At 38.2% G+C, this 15,710-nt stretch carries 15 protein-coding genes; 10 read left to right on the forward strand and 5 right to left on the reverse strand.

Annotated features, from left to right (window positions below; all coding sequences use genetic code 11):
- The first annotated feature begins 85 nt into the window (after window positions 1–85).
- Window positions 86–1,102, forward strand: coding sequence for a PorP/SprF family type IX secretion system membrane protein (locus tag BLR27_RS00505; protein WP_090697582.1), 1,017 nt, complete (start codon window positions 86–88; stop codon window positions 1,100–1,102).
- A 266-nt stretch (window positions 1,103–1,368) separates the two neighbouring features.
- Here BLR27_RS00505 and rpoN read toward each other — a convergent pair whose 3' ends face one another.
- Window positions 1,369–2,838 carry an RNA polymerase factor sigma-54 gene (gene rpoN, locus BLR27_RS00510; protein WP_090697587.1) on the reverse strand — a complete coding sequence of 490 codons (1,470 nt, stop codon included), beginning with the start codon at window positions 2,836–2,838 and terminating at the stop codon, window positions 1,369–1,371.
- 147 nt (window positions 2,839–2,985) lie between these two features.
- Between rpoN and mscL the strand changes: the two genes are divergently transcribed.
- A complete protein-coding gene (mscL, locus tag BLR27_RS00515) occupies window positions 2,986–3,399 on the forward strand; it encodes a large-conductance mechanosensitive channel protein MscL (RefSeq protein WP_090697592.1) in 414 nt (137 codons plus the stop codon).
- Here the strand turns inward: mscL and BLR27_RS00520 are convergent, their stop codons facing one another.
- On the reverse strand, window positions 3,400–4,272 hold the full coding sequence (locus BLR27_RS00520; RefSeq protein ID WP_090697596.1) for a ChaN family lipoprotein: 873 nt from the start codon (window positions 4,270–4,272) through the stop codon (window positions 3,400–3,402).
- 127 nt (window positions 4,273–4,399) lie between these two features.
- On the opposite strand from BLR27_RS00520, the gene rpmH reads away from it, so the two are divergent.
- The 4 genes from rpmH (at window position 4,400) to tsaB (ending at window position 5,993) form a co-directional block, all read left to right on the forward strand.
- Window positions 4,400–4,558: a 50S ribosomal protein L34 gene (rpmH, locus tag BLR27_RS00525; RefSeq protein WP_079701901.1), complete on the forward strand. Its 159-nt coding sequence runs from the start codon at window positions 4,400–4,402 to the stop codon at window positions 4,556–4,558.
- A gap of 78 nt (window positions 4,559–4,636) precedes the next feature.
- A complete protein-coding gene (locus tag BLR27_RS00530; RefSeq protein ID WP_090697600.1) occupies window positions 4,637–5,029 on the forward strand; it encodes a ribonuclease P protein component in 393 nt (130 codons plus the stop codon).
- The gene (gene yidD, locus BLR27_RS00535) at window positions 5,023–5,259 is read left to right on the forward strand and encodes a membrane protein insertion efficiency factor YidD (protein WP_090697603.1); all 237 of its coding nucleotides are present in this window, start codon (window positions 5,023–5,025) and stop codon (window positions 5,257–5,259) included. Before BLR27_RS00530 ends, yidD begins: the two co-directional genes overlap by 7 nt.
- A 38-nt stretch (window positions 5,260–5,297) precedes the next feature.
- On the forward strand, window positions 5,298–5,993 hold the full coding sequence (tsaB, locus tag BLR27_RS00540; RefSeq protein ID WP_090697608.1) for a tRNA (adenosine(37)-N6)-threonylcarbamoyltransferase complex dimerization subunit type 1 TsaB: 696 nt from the start codon (window positions 5,298–5,300) through the stop codon (window positions 5,991–5,993).
- On the opposite strand, the gene BLR27_RS00545 is transcribed toward tsaB, so the two are convergent.
- Window positions 5,990–7,429 carry a DUF5723 family protein gene (locus BLR27_RS00545; protein ID WP_090697612.1) on the reverse strand — a complete coding sequence of 480 codons (1,440 nt, stop codon included), beginning with the start codon at window positions 7,427–7,429 and terminating at the stop codon, window positions 5,990–5,992. The genes tsaB and BLR27_RS00545 overlap by 4 nt on opposite strands.
- A 7-nt stretch (window positions 7,430–7,436) precedes the next feature.
- The gene (locus BLR27_RS00550) at window positions 7,437–9,053 is read right to left on the reverse strand and encodes a hypothetical protein (protein WP_090697616.1); all 1,617 of its coding nucleotides are present in this window, start codon (window positions 9,051–9,053) and stop codon (window positions 7,437–7,439) included.
- Between the two features lie 89 nt (window positions 9,054–9,142).
- Between BLR27_RS00550 and BLR27_RS00555 the strand changes: the two genes are divergently transcribed.
- The 3 genes from BLR27_RS00555 to BLR27_RS00565 all read left to right on the forward strand — a co-directional run bounded on the left by BLR27_RS00555 (window position 9,143) and on the right by BLR27_RS00565 (window position 12,740).
- On the forward strand, window positions 9,143–9,529 hold the full coding sequence (locus BLR27_RS00555) for a DUF423 domain-containing protein (RefSeq protein WP_090697620.1): 387 nt from the start codon (window positions 9,143–9,145) through the stop codon (window positions 9,527–9,529).
- Complete coding sequence (priA, locus tag BLR27_RS00560) at window positions 9,529–12,012, forward strand: replication restart helicase PriA (RefSeq protein WP_090697624.1); 2,484 nt, start codon at window positions 9,529–9,531, stop codon at window positions 12,010–12,012. Before BLR27_RS00555 ends, priA begins: the two co-directional genes overlap by 1 nt.
- A 71-nt stretch (window positions 12,013–12,083) precedes the next feature.
- Window positions 12,084–12,740, forward strand: coding sequence for a protein-L-isoaspartate(D-aspartate) O-methyltransferase (locus tag BLR27_RS00565; protein ID WP_090697628.1), 657 nt, complete (start codon window positions 12,084–12,086; stop codon window positions 12,738–12,740).
- 97 nt (window positions 12,741–12,837) lie between these two features.
- Here BLR27_RS00565 and smpB read toward each other — a convergent pair whose 3' ends face one another.
- The gene (gene smpB / locus BLR27_RS00570; RefSeq protein ID WP_090698302.1) at window positions 12,838–13,287 is read right to left on the reverse strand and encodes an SsrA-binding protein SmpB; all 450 of its coding nucleotides are present in this window, start codon (window positions 13,285–13,287) and stop codon (window positions 12,838–12,840) included.
- Between the two features lie 128 nt (window positions 13,288–13,415).
- Here smpB and BLR27_RS00575 point away from each other — a divergent pair, with 128 nt between their 5' ends.
- Entirely contained in the window at window positions 13,416–15,695 is a 2,280-nt protein-coding gene (locus BLR27_RS00575) for a TonB-dependent receptor (protein WP_090697633.1), read from the forward strand.
- Window positions 15,696–15,710: the final 15 nt, after the last annotated feature.

Genomic DNA, 15,710 nt, shown 5'->3' on the forward strand with positions numbered 1-15,710 from the left:
ACTATATTATACCCGAAATTGGATATTGAAACCGCCCTTGGTTAATATAAATTGGATGAGTGATGAACTCAAAACATAAAGGAGGATGAAGAAAGCGGTATTTTTGTTTGTGTTTATTTGTTTTGGACATTCTGTTATAGCACAACAGAGGCCACAGTACACACAGTATATTTTAAATAATTTTATCCTAAATCCTGCAATCTCCGGCATTGAGAATTACATTGATGTGAAGGCAGGTTATCGAAGCCAATGGCAGGGTTTGAGCGGAGCGCCTGAGACTTCCTATATTTCAATTCATGCGCCGATCGGTAATAAGTTCCGGTACGGTACGTCCACATCAGTTCCCGAAGGAGGAGGCTCAAATCCCAATAACCGTAGCTATCTGCAAAATTATATGGCATCCGAACCTCATCATGGTATTGGATTTACAGCTGTTTCAGATAAGGCAGGGCCAATTTCAAGAACAGATGTAAATTTGAATTACGCCTATCATCTTGGGATTACTGAGCAGATCAACGTTTCAGTTGGTGTTGCTGCAGGTGTTTCAAAGATCTTTCTGGATCGTTCGCAGCTCATTCTGGAAAATCCTGCAGACCAGGCTATCGGTACAGGAAATTTTAACCAGTTTAAACCTGATTTGAGTGCTGGAATCTGGCTTTACGGACCAAGGTATTTTGCCGGAGTGTCAGCTCAGCAGCTTTTAAAAAGCCCGATTGGATTCAGTGATGACCCGGAAACATATAATCAGGGCAGAAAAGTTCCTCATTTCTTCGCAACTTTAGGCTATAAAGTCTATCTGGGAGATGATTTTGCAGCTATACCTTCTGCATTATTAAAGGTCGTATCTCCGGTGCCAGTATCAGTTGACGTAAACCTTAAGCTTGCATATAAAGATCGTTTCTGGGTAGGTGGCAGCTATCGTAAAGATGATGCATTTGCCGGAATGGCTGGTTTTAATGTCGGTTCATTTATGAATATAGGCTATTCATATGATGTGACCACTTCCGGCTTGAACACAGTAAGCAATGGATCGCATGAAATTGTACTCGGTATTTTCTTAAATAACAGATACAAAGTGACCTGTCCGCAGAAAAGCTGGTAAATTTTCTGAGGTCAGTTGTCTGTTGTCTAGTGTAGGAGGTATGATGTAGGACGTCTGAGAAAAAACTGCTGATTTGAAATTATTGCTTTAAAATCAAATATAATTTGAGGTACATATCGGATTGAACTTTCTCATACCTCTTACTTCATACCAATCGAGCCAGGAACACAGAACCAGGATAATTAAGGGCTAATTTATAATTGACAGCCATTATTCTGATAACTGACAACAGACCTCAGACCTCAGACATCAGACATCAGACCTCCCTAAAGCTCTTTCCTTAAACGGGCAACTGGTATGTTCATTGCTTCCCGGTATTTGGCAACAGTTCTTCTGGCAATATTATAGCCCTGTTCTTTGAGAATTTCAGTTAGTTTTTCATCCGCAAGCGGCCGTCTTTTGTCTTCCTTTCCAATACATTCTTCGAGTATCTTCTTAACCTCTTTATTGGAAACTTCCTCACCACTTTCCATTTGTATAGCTTCTGAGAAAAAAGATTTTAATAAAAAGGTTCCGAATTCTGTCTGTACATATTTGGAATTAGCTACCCTTGAAACAGTTGAAATATCCATTCCAATGCGATCAGCAATGTCTTTAAGGATCATCGGTTTCAGATTCTTATCATCACCGGTCAGGAAATATTCATACTGATAATGCATTATTGCATTCATCGTTTTTAGCAAAGTTTGCTGGCGCTGCTTTATAGCATCAATGAACCATTTTGCTGAATCAAGTTTTTGCTTTACAAATTGTACGGCTTCTTTAAGTTTTTTATCCTTTTGGGCAGTTTTATCGTAATGTTCAAACATGTCCTGATATGAACGGCTGACGCGCAGTTCAGGAGCATTTTTTGAGTTTAATGTCAGGAATAATATGCCGTCATTGTTGCTGATATGAAAATCAGGGATAATTTGGAGCTGCTTCGTGGTTACAGCATTCGAATCTCCGGGTTTCGGATTTAGTTTAAGAATTTCATTAACAACTTCTTTTAGCTCCTCTGAATCCATGTTCAGGGAACGTTCAAGCTTATCGTAATGTTTTTTAGTGAACTCCTCCAGGAAATCCTCAACTACTCTTATCGCTTTTCTTACAAAAGGAGTTTGTTCCCTTTTTCTAAGTTGAATTAATAAACATTCCTGCAGATCTCTGGCGCCAACACCGGCCGGATCAAATGATTGGATTACTTTAAGCATTTCCAGAACTTCCTCTTCCTCAGCAAATACGTTCTGCGAAAAGGCCAGATCATCGATTAATGAAGTTATTGGGCGTCTCAGGTAACCGTCATCATCAAGACTGCCAATTATTTGCTGTCCAATTCTGAAATCTTTATCGGATAATGGTACCAGGTCCAGCTGCGCCTGAAGGCTTTCAAAAAATGAACTTTGTACGGCTATTGGGATCTCTTTGCGTTCTTCATCATCATCTCCATTCTGCTCATATTTGGAACCGAAGTCATTGATGTTGTCGTCCTGCAAATAGTCATCTACATTGAACTCATCTGAACTTTCCTGGCTATCTTCTGAGTTGAAATTATCGTCAGGGTCCCGGTCAGGATAATCTTCAACCGGCTCATTCATGTTTGCAAGACTAAGGTCTTCAAGTGCAGGATTATCTTCCAGCTCTTCTTTAATTCTTGTATCAAGCGATACAGTTGGAACCTGCAACAGCTTAATAAATTGAATTTGTTGGGGAGAAAGTTTTTGAAGAAGCTTTTGCTGAAGATTTTGTCTTAACATAATTTGATTTGTCACGTAAAATTACACAAATATTGGTGTATGATGCATTCTTAATGTAAATTATGTATCAGGTTTTAAAGAAAAATGGTTTTGTTTATTTAAAGATTAAGCTTATTTTAGATTGTAAACTATTATATAAAGAATTATATGGCCATCATTAAAGAATTTAAAGAATTTATTTCCAAGGGTAATGTTGTTGACTTAGCAGTCGGTGTGATCATTGGAGCTGCATTCGGAAAGATAATTACTTCATTGGTTGATGATATTCTTATGCCGCCTTTGGGATTTATTATGGGTGGAGTTGACTTTTCTGAAAAGAAAATAGTCCTTATTTCAGCTGATGCTGTCAGTAAAGTGGAGGAGGTGGCTATACGTTATGGAAATTTCATTAATGCTGTAATCCAGTTCCTGATCGTAGCTTTTTGTATTTTTGCTGTCATTAAGACCATTAATTCACTTAAGCGTAAAGAAGAGGCAGCCCCTGCAGCACCGGCAGCACCGGGACCTGAGGAAGCTCTTTTAACTGAGATCAGGGATCTGTTGAAGCAGCAGAATAAATAATTAAAAAGTCCTTTTCAAATCAGGGTTGGTGATTATAACAAAATCTCCGAGATGAGAGAATTTGCTCCAGTCGGGCTCATTAAATGACTTGTCCGAGAAACTTGAAATGTTTGATAGCTTTAATCCCGCATTGTATTTTAATAATTTAGCCATAGTACCAAGCTTCTCGTCGCTATGGAAACGGCCCAGGATATGAAAGACTTTGTCCCCTTTGTTTTTCTTCAGGTACTGGAAAATGGAATGGGCCATTCCGCTATCCCAAAGGTTTTGTGACTGATATATCTCCATTCCCGGTACTGTATGGCCACCCATAGTTTTTAGAAAATTTTTATAATAGGCACCTGTTGCAGTATCAATTGGCAGAGGTGGCAGCCATTTTTTTGCTGATCTGTCAAGCGGGTTCAAGGCTGATAATCCCTTACGTGTAACCAGATTTACATAGCGGTTCGGTGGATTTGCGGCAATAACAGCAAGTTCCTTTTCCCGTGCATATTCTATCATCGGTTTATAATCGTTATAATTATTCCAGGCCCTGGCTTCTTTAATGAAATTCTTTTCACGAATCAGGTTTTGCAGATATTCATTCATAACCTGCTGGATATCTTTTTCAAACATCTCCATGGAAAGGGTCTGTTTTTTGCCGTTTAACTGATGAAGCTTTTGAAGCACATCTGATTCAAGCTGATGGCCTGTTGGATCATTATGCTCCTCACCGAAAAATACTACGTCTGCAAGCACAAGACTTTTGATCATGTCCTCCAAAGAGCATATGCTTTTGGATTGAGTATTATAAATTTTATAATTTTCGGTTTTAAGCTGCGCAAAGGCTATATTTGAAAGCAATAAAAGCAAAAACAGGGATTTTAATTTCATAAATCTGATTGTGAGAAATTCGTTTTTCAAGAAAGATAAGGATATTTTTAATCATCTGTTTGAATTGTGAAAAATCAAGCTTATATTTGCACTCCTGTTTTTTAGAGTAATATTAGATTAAAAAGTCATGAAAAGAACATTCCAGCCTTCTCAAAGAAAAAGAAGAAATAAGCACGGATTTAGAGAACGTATGAGCAGTGCAAACGGAAGAAGAGTATTAGCTTCTAGAAGAGCTAAGGGTAGAAAGAGACTATCTGTATCTGACGAACGTCGCCATAAAGCATAATTTTGATTGTATTTTCGTAGCCTTTTACGATTTTGCAGATCAATATCTGCTTGTCAATCAGGCTAAATAACAATCAAAATGAACAGTTTTACAAAGGAAGAACGGTTATGTAATATTAAGCTTATAGAAAAGCTTTATCATAACGGTTCTTCTTTTTTAGTTTATCCCTTCCGTATCATCTGGATCTCTGCTGAAGTTGATTCAGATATTCCTGTTCAGGTACTTATTAGTGTGCCTAAAAAAAGGTTCAAACGTGCTGTGGATCGAAATTTGCTCAAACGCAGAATTCGCGAAATTTACAGGCTTCATAAATCAGAAGATCTTTTTCCTTTCCTTAATGAGCGCTCAGAAAAAATAATACTCGGTATTAATTACATCGGGAATGAAATTGCTGAATATGCCTCAATGGAAAAGAAATTTAATAATGCATTGCTGCGTTTAAAAAAGAACATATCTGAGCAATCATGTTGAGTAAGTTTATAAAAAAGATATTTTCCACGTTCTTCTTATTTCTGATATGGATCTATCAGTATTTAATTTCACCCATTCTTGGAAAATCATGCCGTTTTACTCCAACCTGTTCTCATTACGGGGTTGAAGCGATTAAGAAACATGGTCCGTTTAAGGGAGGCTGGCTAACTTTAAAACGTATTGGCCGCTGCCATCCATGGGGTGGACATGGGCATGATCCTGTACCATGATCTTTTTAATCTGTATATAATTTCTCTCCTTTGTATCTATGAATGATCAATTGATTTTGCTTCTTGAAACTGCAACAACTACTTGTTCTGTAGCCTTGGCTGAGAACGGAAACATCATAGCAGTAAAGGAGGTTAATGAGCGTAATATACATGCCAGCCATATCACCCTCTTTATTGATGAAGTGATGTCAAAGTCTGAAAAGGAGTATTCGGATCTTCGGGCTATTGCAATTAGTAAAGGGCCCGGGTCATATACTGGCTTGAGAATTGGTGTTTCTACCGCTAAGGGCTTATGCTATGCCCTTGATATACCCTTAATTGGTATCGATACCATAGCAGCAATGGCATCTGGTTTAACGGAAGCTTTTGATATCCCTGATTCAGGATTACTCATTCCAATGGTCGATGCCCGTAGGATGGAAGTCTATACTGGCATATACCGAAAGGATCTGAGTGTTGTTGAGTCAGTCAGTGCAAAGATTGTCGATATAGATTCATTTATTGAATTCAGAGAGCAGGAGCTCTTTCTTTTTGGTGACGGCGCTGATAAGTTCAAAGTGCTTTTTGCAGATCAACCTAACATTAATTTCATTGATTTTTCCACATCTGCATCTCATTTAAACTTTTTAACCTCGAAAAAATTTCGTGATTCTGAATTTGAAAACCTGGCTTATTTCGAACCATTTTATTTAAAGGACTTTCTTTTCACTACATCAAAAAAAGGAACTCTCTAATCTTTTTTTCCTATTAGTCGTCTAATAAATCCACTACCTGGATCTTTCATAAAGCCGGGTATCTGCGTTGCATTTGCCTGATGTTCCAATACTCTGCCAAATTTTAAAGCAAACCCCATATAAAATGATGCACCGGTATATCCATCCGAATAGGTAGTTTCATTCTTGTAGAAGGTCTTTAATATTTCAAATGACTTAACAAAATGATCACTTCCCATATAGAATTCAACATTCGGTGTTTTAATCATGAATTGTCCGCCTAGCTGCAAAAAACCATTGGTATTATAATCTGCCATTCCGGTGAATACATAATTTTTATAATGGTAGTTATTAACCAAAGCAATATCTCCACCTTTATAATATATGCTTTTTGATAGGATCAAATTGGGACGGTAATTCCCGAAATCTTTATTGATCAGGATCTCTGCCTTGCCATTTATTGCACTTATATAAGATTTGTTTATTGAAATTGAACTTATTCTATTATCCAGACTGTCTGCAAGTCTGTTATCTGCACTTTGATTTGATGCATTTTCAATGAATATCTTTCCGGTATCAAAGTTATACTCATAAGAATCCTTACTCCATTTGATAAATCCAACATCCTTCAAATTACCGAGGATAAACCAGCCATCCCGTAATTTATAACTGGCACCTGCAGTTATTGATAATCCAGGGTTTTTGAAATTTGGATTAACCATTTTCCTCTGGAAATCATCAAACTTAAAACTCGATCGCAAGGTGCCCCTAACTGAAACATCGATAATGTCTGCTGATTCATCAATATTTATCTCAGACTGCCGAACCTTCATGGTAGTATAACTTATGCCACTGAGCAGGCTAAATTTTGCACCAATTGCCAGGCGCTTTGTATAATTCTGCCGGTAGGTGAAACTAAATTGGTGGTAAGATTGATTATAACCATTTACATTGAAAAGATCCTGTAAAGTGCTTGAGTTGAATATCTTGTAATCGTCGAAGACAGCAAATACTTCATTGGTTACTTCAGCCCTTCCATCATTACGGATCTGCCATGACAAACCCATTTCCTTGTACTTCTTTACCGACTTTAACATACGCAGCATCGCCACATAATTATTTGAATTCAATGTGAGGGTATTTCGCTTATTTTCCCCTATTGTAATATCCCGGCCATTAAATACTCCATCATAGATCAGTGTTTTGAATGCGGGTTGTGCAGGTCCTGAAAAAGAGCTGTTTATACTGATCGTTGGTATAAAAAAATTAAATGCAAAACGGCGGCTGGTATCTACCTGATAAGCTCTTTGAGATGGGTTCTCAAAGCTGTCATAAAGAGTGCGGCTGTTATAAAGGGAAAATTGCTGAGCATAAGCGCTGCTGAATGTAACCAATAAAATGATCGTCCATAGTGATGTTTTAAATAAATTGATGCTGTTTCTCTGAATTCTGATCATTCTTTAATTATTTTCTCTTTATACTATCTACGGATAATACTGGTTCCGGCGTTGGTGCAAGGTTTTTATATCCTGTGTAAAAATTTGTGAAAAAATGATCTTTATTGCTCGCCAGTTGATATGAAAGCGCATAAAGATCCTTTAATCCATGATTGTTTAACCCGAAGTTCTTTGCATAGTTGGGTTTCAATAGGTTTTTCAGAAGGCTTGCCGAATTGTTCAAGTGTAATATGAACGAAATATTGCTTTGGTCGCCAACAAGCTGATCGAATTGTATGAATGCTTCTGTTCTAAGAAGGAACCTTTCTGAATTATAGTCTTTAAGATAACGCTGCAATGTACCTGGTGAATTAGATAGTATGAGCAAATTATCGGTGATCATGTAAAAGGGTTTCGGATATTTTTTCAAAGGGTCACCCCAATAATAGTAAAAAAGGTTACTGTAATTTATTTTTTTGATCGGTTCAGAATAGGATGAACTTAAGGGGTCAAGAAAAAATTGCATCTGTGTGCCATTTGTCACCTTAATTATAACCAGATTTTCAAAAGTAGAAAGCTGCATGGCGGATAGTTCATTGCCCCACAATTTCTTAATATCGCGATCAGGATTCACACCTGTCTCGGTAGTGATCAGCTCAATTTGCTTATTAAGTGTGTCAAGTTCCTTTCTTGCCTTAAATAAACTGCTCAGCTCATTATGAAATGTCCAATACTTTGATAAACCATAGACCACTGAGTTTGATGTATTGTAAGGTAGGATCCGTTTAATAGTGTTTTTTACTGGGGCCTGGCTCAAGAATAGTTTTAAATAGGTATTGTTTATTTCTGAAATATTCGTTAGCCCGTTAAACATCAGAGCATCACTTTTATAATTCATCGTTAAGCTTGAATAGCCAGGGAAAACCTTGAATATTTCAAAGTTACCGCTAAGATCTTTCCTGAAAAATGGCCTTAACAGCCCTTGTTTTTTGTAATTTATGAATAGGTTGGCCAGCGCATTTTCGTCTTTCCTGATTCCTTCGTTTATTATTTTAATAAATTCCGGGTCGATCTTTTCTGACTTCTTATCCAAACTCCGGAAAAGAATGTCTTTATTAAAACTGCCTCTGGCAATTCCTTTATCCACAGCAAGGTAAAAGTCCCGATTAAGTGTTTTATTCTTTATCAGAAATATATTTTGTCCTGTTTCCTGGGATTTAGCGATCTGATTGGAGGTGTCCTTTACTAAAATACTCCTTATTTCCTCTTCATTTAGTGTCTCTTTTAATTGCATTGACCATAGAAAATGGACACTGTCGGATTTTGATGGATGAAATGATAAAAAGACCTTCTGTCCTGATGTTAATGGGTTAAGTGCTGTATTGCTTAAAATAAAATCTGTTAACCAATGGATCTCCTCCTTTTTTTGAGCTCCGGCAATTGTGTCGAATATCGTGTAGTCTTTAAAGATATCGTAAAGACTTTGGTCGTTTTCATGTTGAAAAATTATTGATGCATCAGATGGTATTTCAGAAAGAATCCGGTTATTACTGCGACTTTTGACATTAAGATTTGAAAAGTATAAGTATGCTACGGATACTACAGCAAGTAATAAGGCTGCTGTGATCCCAATTATTGTTTTCATTAAAAATTACTTTAAACAAATTTATATTTTTATGTCTTCAAAGGAGAATTGCAAACATGTTTGTTAAATTAGCATTCTAATCTAACAATATGAACAAACGCATAATTATTATCGCTTCAGTGTTTGGAATGCTAGCTGTTATTTTAGGAGCCTTTGGGGCTCACGCATTAAAAAGCCGACTTAGTGCAGCTGATCTGGAGGTATGGAAAACTGCTGTGGACTACCAGTTCTATCATACTTTTGCCCTGCTTTTCCTTTCTACTTTTTCACGTTTCAATAGTCGTGAGATCAAGTTGGCTTCCTGGTTTTTTAGTCTGGGGATAATCTTCTTTTCCGGATCCTTATATTTAATATCAGCGAAGGAAATTCTGAATATCAGTCAGGTATCTATTATTGGACCAGTTACTCCCTTAGGTGGATTGTTTTTTATTCTGGGCTGGATAAGTCTGCTTGTTGCTACCATAAAGAATAAATAATGCTTGAGTTCAATGAAACTGAGGGCATTGTACGGAAGACAATTTTCATCGAGGTAATTCTTCCACTCGCTATTTCCAAAACCTATACTTATCGGGTACCATTGGAAATGACCGCGGATATTGCTATTGGAAAACGTGTGGTTGTTCAATTTGGACGAAGCAGGATCTATACCGCAATAATTTGTCTGATTTCTGAAACTCCGCCTGCATTGTATGAGGCCAAGTATATCATTGATGTTCTTGATGCAGAGCCTATTGTCAATGAATTTCAGCTTAAATTGTGGCAATGGATGTCTGATTATTACATCTGCCATTTGGGCGAAGTTATGCAGGCAGCATTGCCTTCAGCCTTAAAACTTGCCAGTGAAACCAGGATTGTGCTGAACAGTTCTGAGGATATCGATAAAACTTTACTGTCCGACAAAGAATTTCTAATCGTTGATGCACTCGAACTGCATCCTGAACTCAGTGTGAGTGATATCAGTAAACTCCTTGGGCAAAAGACAGTCTTTCCTCTCCTGAGAGGATTGTTCGAAAAGAACGTCATTATTATATCTGAAGAAATAACAGAGAAATTCAAGCCCCGTAAAAAGGCTTTTATTGTTCTGAATCCCCAATATAATGAGACGGAAAACAGAAAGGCACTATTTGAAGTGCTTGAACGTGCGCCCAAACAACTGGAGGTCTTACTGGCTTATTTTAAACTTGAAAAACAACAGACTGAAATCGCAAAGTCTGATCTGATTGAAGTGTCCGGAAGTTCTGCTGCTATACTTAAAGCATTATTAGACAAGGAGATCTTTATTCAGGAAGATAAGGTCATCAGTCGCTTAAGTTTCGGGGAACTTGAAGAGTTGCATGATTTTCAATTAAATGATGCTCAGGTAATTGCCCTTCAGGAAACTCAGGAACAGCTTGATGAGAAGGGTGTTGTTTTGCTTTATGGTGAAACATCTTCCGGGAAGACACAGATCTATATCCGGCTTATTGAGCAGATGCTGCTTCAGGAAAAGCAAACCCTCTATCTTTTGCCTGAGATAGCACTTACCACACAGGTTATTGAGCGCTTAAAGGAGCACTTTGGCGGACAGATAGGTGTTTATCATTCGAAATTCAATGATAATGAAAGAGCTGAGGTATGGCAAAAAGTGTTGAAGGGTGAATATAAAATGGTCTTGGGTGCCCGTTCGTCGATTTTTCTTCCATTCATGAATCTGGGCCTGGTAATCGTTGATGAAGAACACGAATCTTCTTATAAACAATATGATCCTGCACCCCGATATCATGCAAGAGACACCGCAATTTATCTGGCGCATTTACATAAGGCTCAGATAGTTTTGGGATCAGCCACGCCAAGTCTGGAGAGTTTTTACAATGCTAAGATTAAAAAATATGGCCTGGTGACTTTAAAAGGCCGTTTTGGAGGGGTGAAATCTCCACTTATTGAAGTAGTTAGTATTGCTGAGGAAACTAAACGCAAAACGATGCAATCGCATTTTACCTCTGTTTTATTGAATGAGATAAAAGCTGCATTGTCACGTAAAGAGCAGGTGATCTTGTTTCAGAACAGACGTGGTTATACACCTGTTTTACTCTGTACTACCTGTGGGTACACCCCAAAATGTGTTAACTGTGATGTCAGCTTAACATTTCATAAAAGCAGTGCAAAGCTTCATTGCCATTATTGCGGATACAAACAGGATATTGTAAGTGCCTGCCCCGCCTGCGGTTCAACGCGAATTGAACAGAAGGGATTTGGTACTGAAAAAATTGAGGATGAATTACAGCGAATCTTTGAAGATGCAAGAATTGCCAGGATGGATCTTGATTCTACGCGGACAAGGAACAGTTTTCAGGTTCTCCTGAATGATTTTGAGGAAGGGAAGATCGATATTCTGGTGGGTACTCAAATGGTTGCCAAAGGGCTTGATTTCGGAAATGTTACTACTATTGGGATTATTAGTGCTGACAGTATGCTTAACTATCCTGATTTCCGTGCGTTTGAGCGAAGCTATCAAATGCTGGCACAGGTTTCAGGCCGTGCAGGAAGACGTGCAAAGCAAGGAAAGGTTATTATTCAGGCTTATGATACCACCCATCGGATAATCAGTCAGGTGATCAGGAATGATTACGAGGAAATGTTCGATACTGAAATACTGGAGCGCAGGAATTTTCATTATCCCCCGCTTTACCGCCTGATTCAGATCGATGTTAAACATAAAGATCTTTCTAAACTGGTAATTATTGCTTCGTCTTTAGCGAAGATCCTGAGATCTCAGTTTGGCGACCGGGTACTTGGCCCCGAAGCCCCAATGATCAGCAGGATTAGAAATTATTATATCCAGACCATACTTCTCAAAGTAGAGAGGGAAGGAGTATCTGTTCAAAAGATCAAAGAAGTTCTGCAACAGATCCTTATTAATTTCGATGGCTTACCAGCAAATAAGGGTGTATATATGCATATTGATGTAGATCCCTATTAAAAATATTTCCCCTGATTTTATATTCATATTATTTTCTGAAAATGCCTGCATAAGACTATTTTTGAAATTGAATGGCACATAAATTAGTTGATAGTTACCGGGAGAAGGGAGCGAGGAAAAAGTTGGTTGAATTACTCAGGGATCGGGGTATTGCAGATGAAAATGTTTTGAAGGCCATTGGGAAAGTACCCCGTCATTATTTTTTTGACGAAACATTCTGGAAGCAGGCATATAAGGATATCGCATTTCCCATTGGGGATGGGCAAACCATTTCGCAGCCATATACAGTTGCCTACCAAACAGAACTCTTACACATCAAAACCGGAGATAAAGTACTAGAAATCGGAACAGGTTCAGGTTATCAGACCTGTATCCTTGTTGAACTTGGAGCTAAGGTTTATACGATCGAAAGACAGGAAAATCTTTATAACCGGACCAAACAGGTATTACCGCATATGGGATATCTGGCCGAATTCTTTTATGGTGACGGTTCTAAGGGAATAGCCAAACATGCTCCTTACGATAAGATCATTGTGACCGCCGGTGCACCTCTGGTTCCCGAAATTTTGCTAAAACAGCTGAAAATTGGAGGTATTCTGGTAATTCCCGTTGGAGATGAAAAATCTCAGAAAATGATCACAGTTCTTAGGGTAGCTGAAAATGATTTTGAGCGTTTTGTACTGGATACATTTCGTTTTGTGCCGCTGGTGGGAGAGAAAGCGTGGTAGTATACTGTTATCAGTTATCTGTTAACACCCGATAGCTATCGGGTTATCAGATTGGGTACGGTAGCCAGACAACAGACAACAGACAACACCCAATAAGCTACCTCTTCATCGCCCTGCTCATTTCCAGTTTTGCATCCCGGTCTTTGAGGGTTTCACGTTTATCATAAATTTTCTTGCCCTGTGCCAGTCCAATTTCCAGCTTGGCAAATCCTCTTTCTGAAGTGAATATCTTTAATGGTATTATGGTGAAGCCCTTTTCTTCAATATTAGTCCTTAGTTTGGCTAATTCCTTTTTATTCAAAAGCAGAATCCTGTCGCGCTTGGCCTCATGATTATAAAATGAGCCATGAGAATATTCCGCGATCTGCATATTCCTTACATATAACTGTCCGTCGATAAAAGTGCAGAATGCATCATTAATATCGGCTTTACCTTCACGTATTGATTTAATCTCAGTCCCCAGAAGTTTAATGCCGGCTGTATACGTATCGAGTATATGATACTCAAAATATGCTCTTTTGTTTTTTATACTAATTCCGCTTCCCATATCTCTGCAAATATCCGAAAGAAAATCCATAACCGGAATTTTCAAATTTTGAGTGTAATAAAATTATTTTTTTAGATTAATCTAAAATTGTATTTTTGTTAATCTAATATTGATATAAATTATAATATATGCGCTTATTGCTTTCGATTTTTGTCCTGATTGGATGCCTGAATACTGTCCTGGCACAGACTTCAGTCATTCAGGGTACAGTTAAATCAGGCACAAAGCCCATTGTGTTTGCCAGCATTGCAGTTTTAAATAGCAGGTTTGGAACATCAAGTGATTCAGAAGGCAGATATCGTATTGAAAAACTGCCTCCCGGAAAATATACCCTGATGGTTTCGGCAATGGGCTATGGCCCTGTTAGTAAGGATGTTACTGTTATTGACAATCAGGTTCTTGAGCTTGATCTGGTACTTTCAGAAGCTTCTTCAACTATAAGTGAAGTTGTAGTTAGTGGAACCATGAAAGAAGTGAGCCGTCTGGCCAGCCCGGTACCTGTAGAGGTATATAGTCCTGCATTTTTTCGAAAAAATCCGACCCCTTCAATATTTGATGCCTTGCAAAATGTAAATGGTGTTCGCCCCCAGTTGAATTGTAATGTCTGTAATACCGGTGATATTCATATTAATGGACTTGAAGGCCCATATACCATGATACTTATTGATGGAATGCCTATTGTAAGCGGATTATCATCTGTATATGGATTATCAGGCATCCCCAATGCATTGATCGAGCGGGTTGAGATAGTAAAAGGACCTGCTTCATCACTGTATGGTTCAGAAGCGGTTGGCGGACTGATCAATATTATTACAAAAAAGCCTGAAAATGCCCCGGCTCTTACTGCGGATGTTTTTAGTACTTCCTGGGGAGAATTGAATACTGATCTCGGTATTAAACTCAAAGCAGGGAAATACGCAGATATTCTGACAGGGATCAACTATTTTAATTATAGTAACAGAATTGATAATAATGATGATAATTTCACGGATATAGCTTTACAGGATCGTATTTCGGTCTTTCAGAAATGGTCATTCAAAAGGAAAGAGAACAGGTTGTTAAGTCTGGCAGGAAGATATAATTATGAGGATCGCTGGGGAGGAGATAAAAACTGGGACAGATCTTTCCGTGGTGGTACAGAACGATATGCTGAAAGTATTTATACTAACAGATGGGAGCTTTTAGGAACTTATCAATTACCATTGAAAGAACCTGTTATGTTAGCCTTTTCGCTCAATGATCATGCTCAAAATTCAGTCTACGGGAACACCTTATATAATGCAAGGCAAAAGATTGCTTTCGGGCAGCTTAGCTGGGACAAAAAGATAAATGGACATGATCTGTTGCTTGGTACAGCCTTGCGATACACATTCTATAATGATAATACACCTGCCACTGCATCCTTAAATAATATTGACCAGCCAGATAAAGTATGGCTTCCGGGGATCTTCATTCAGGATGAAATATCCTTATCCCTAAAGCATAAAGTACTTTTGGGAATTCGTTACGACTATAATTCGGTTCACCGGCATATTTTGACACCCAGAATAGCCTACAAATGGAACATCAATGATAACAATGTGCTGCGGGTAAATGCGGGCACAGGTTTTCGTGTAGTTAGCTTGTTTACAGAAGAACACGCAGCCATAACAGGTTCCAGGGAAGTTGTAGTTAATCAAAAACTTGAGCCAGAGCGAAGTTATAATGCTAATCTGAATTTTAACAAAAAGATCTATTTCGAGAATGGCAGTTTTATGAGCATCGATGCATCTGCCTGGTACACCTATTTTAATAATCAGATCATTCCTGATTACCTTACGAATCCTGATCAGATCATTTACAGCAATTTAAATGGATATGCAGTATCAAGGGGTCTCAGTGCTAATTTGGATGTGGATTTAAATAATGGGATAAAGATTTTGGCAGGTGCATCCTTGCTGGATGTTTTTTCAAAACAAAACAACATATTGGTCCGCCCATTACTTACAGAGAAATGGATGGGTACCTGGGGCGTTTCTTATAAATTGACCAGCTCACATGTAACTATTGATTATACTGGAAATATCTATGGTCCTATGCGTTTGCCCCGTTTAGGCGATTCTGATCCAAGGAGTGAATATTCACCTGTTTGGAGTCTTCAAAATATACAATTGACCTATGGAGGCTTTAAAAAATTGGAGATATATGGAGGAGTGAAAAATCTGCTGAACTGGAAACCCGGTAAGAATGAACCTTTTTTAATTGCGAACAGCAGAGACCCTTTCGATAAGAATGTACATAGAGATGCTTCGGGGGGAGTGATTTCAAGTCCGGAAAATCCTTATGCATTAAGTTTTGACCCGGGTTATGTTTATGCACCGAATCAGGGGATTCGGGCATTTTTAGGATTAAGATATACACTCAGATAATATGCTCAGGATTTT

It is taken from the genome of Daejeonella rubra (assembly GCF_900103545.1).
GTDB lineage: Bacteria > Bacteroidota > Bacteroidia > Sphingobacteriales > Sphingobacteriaceae > Daejeonella > Daejeonella rubra.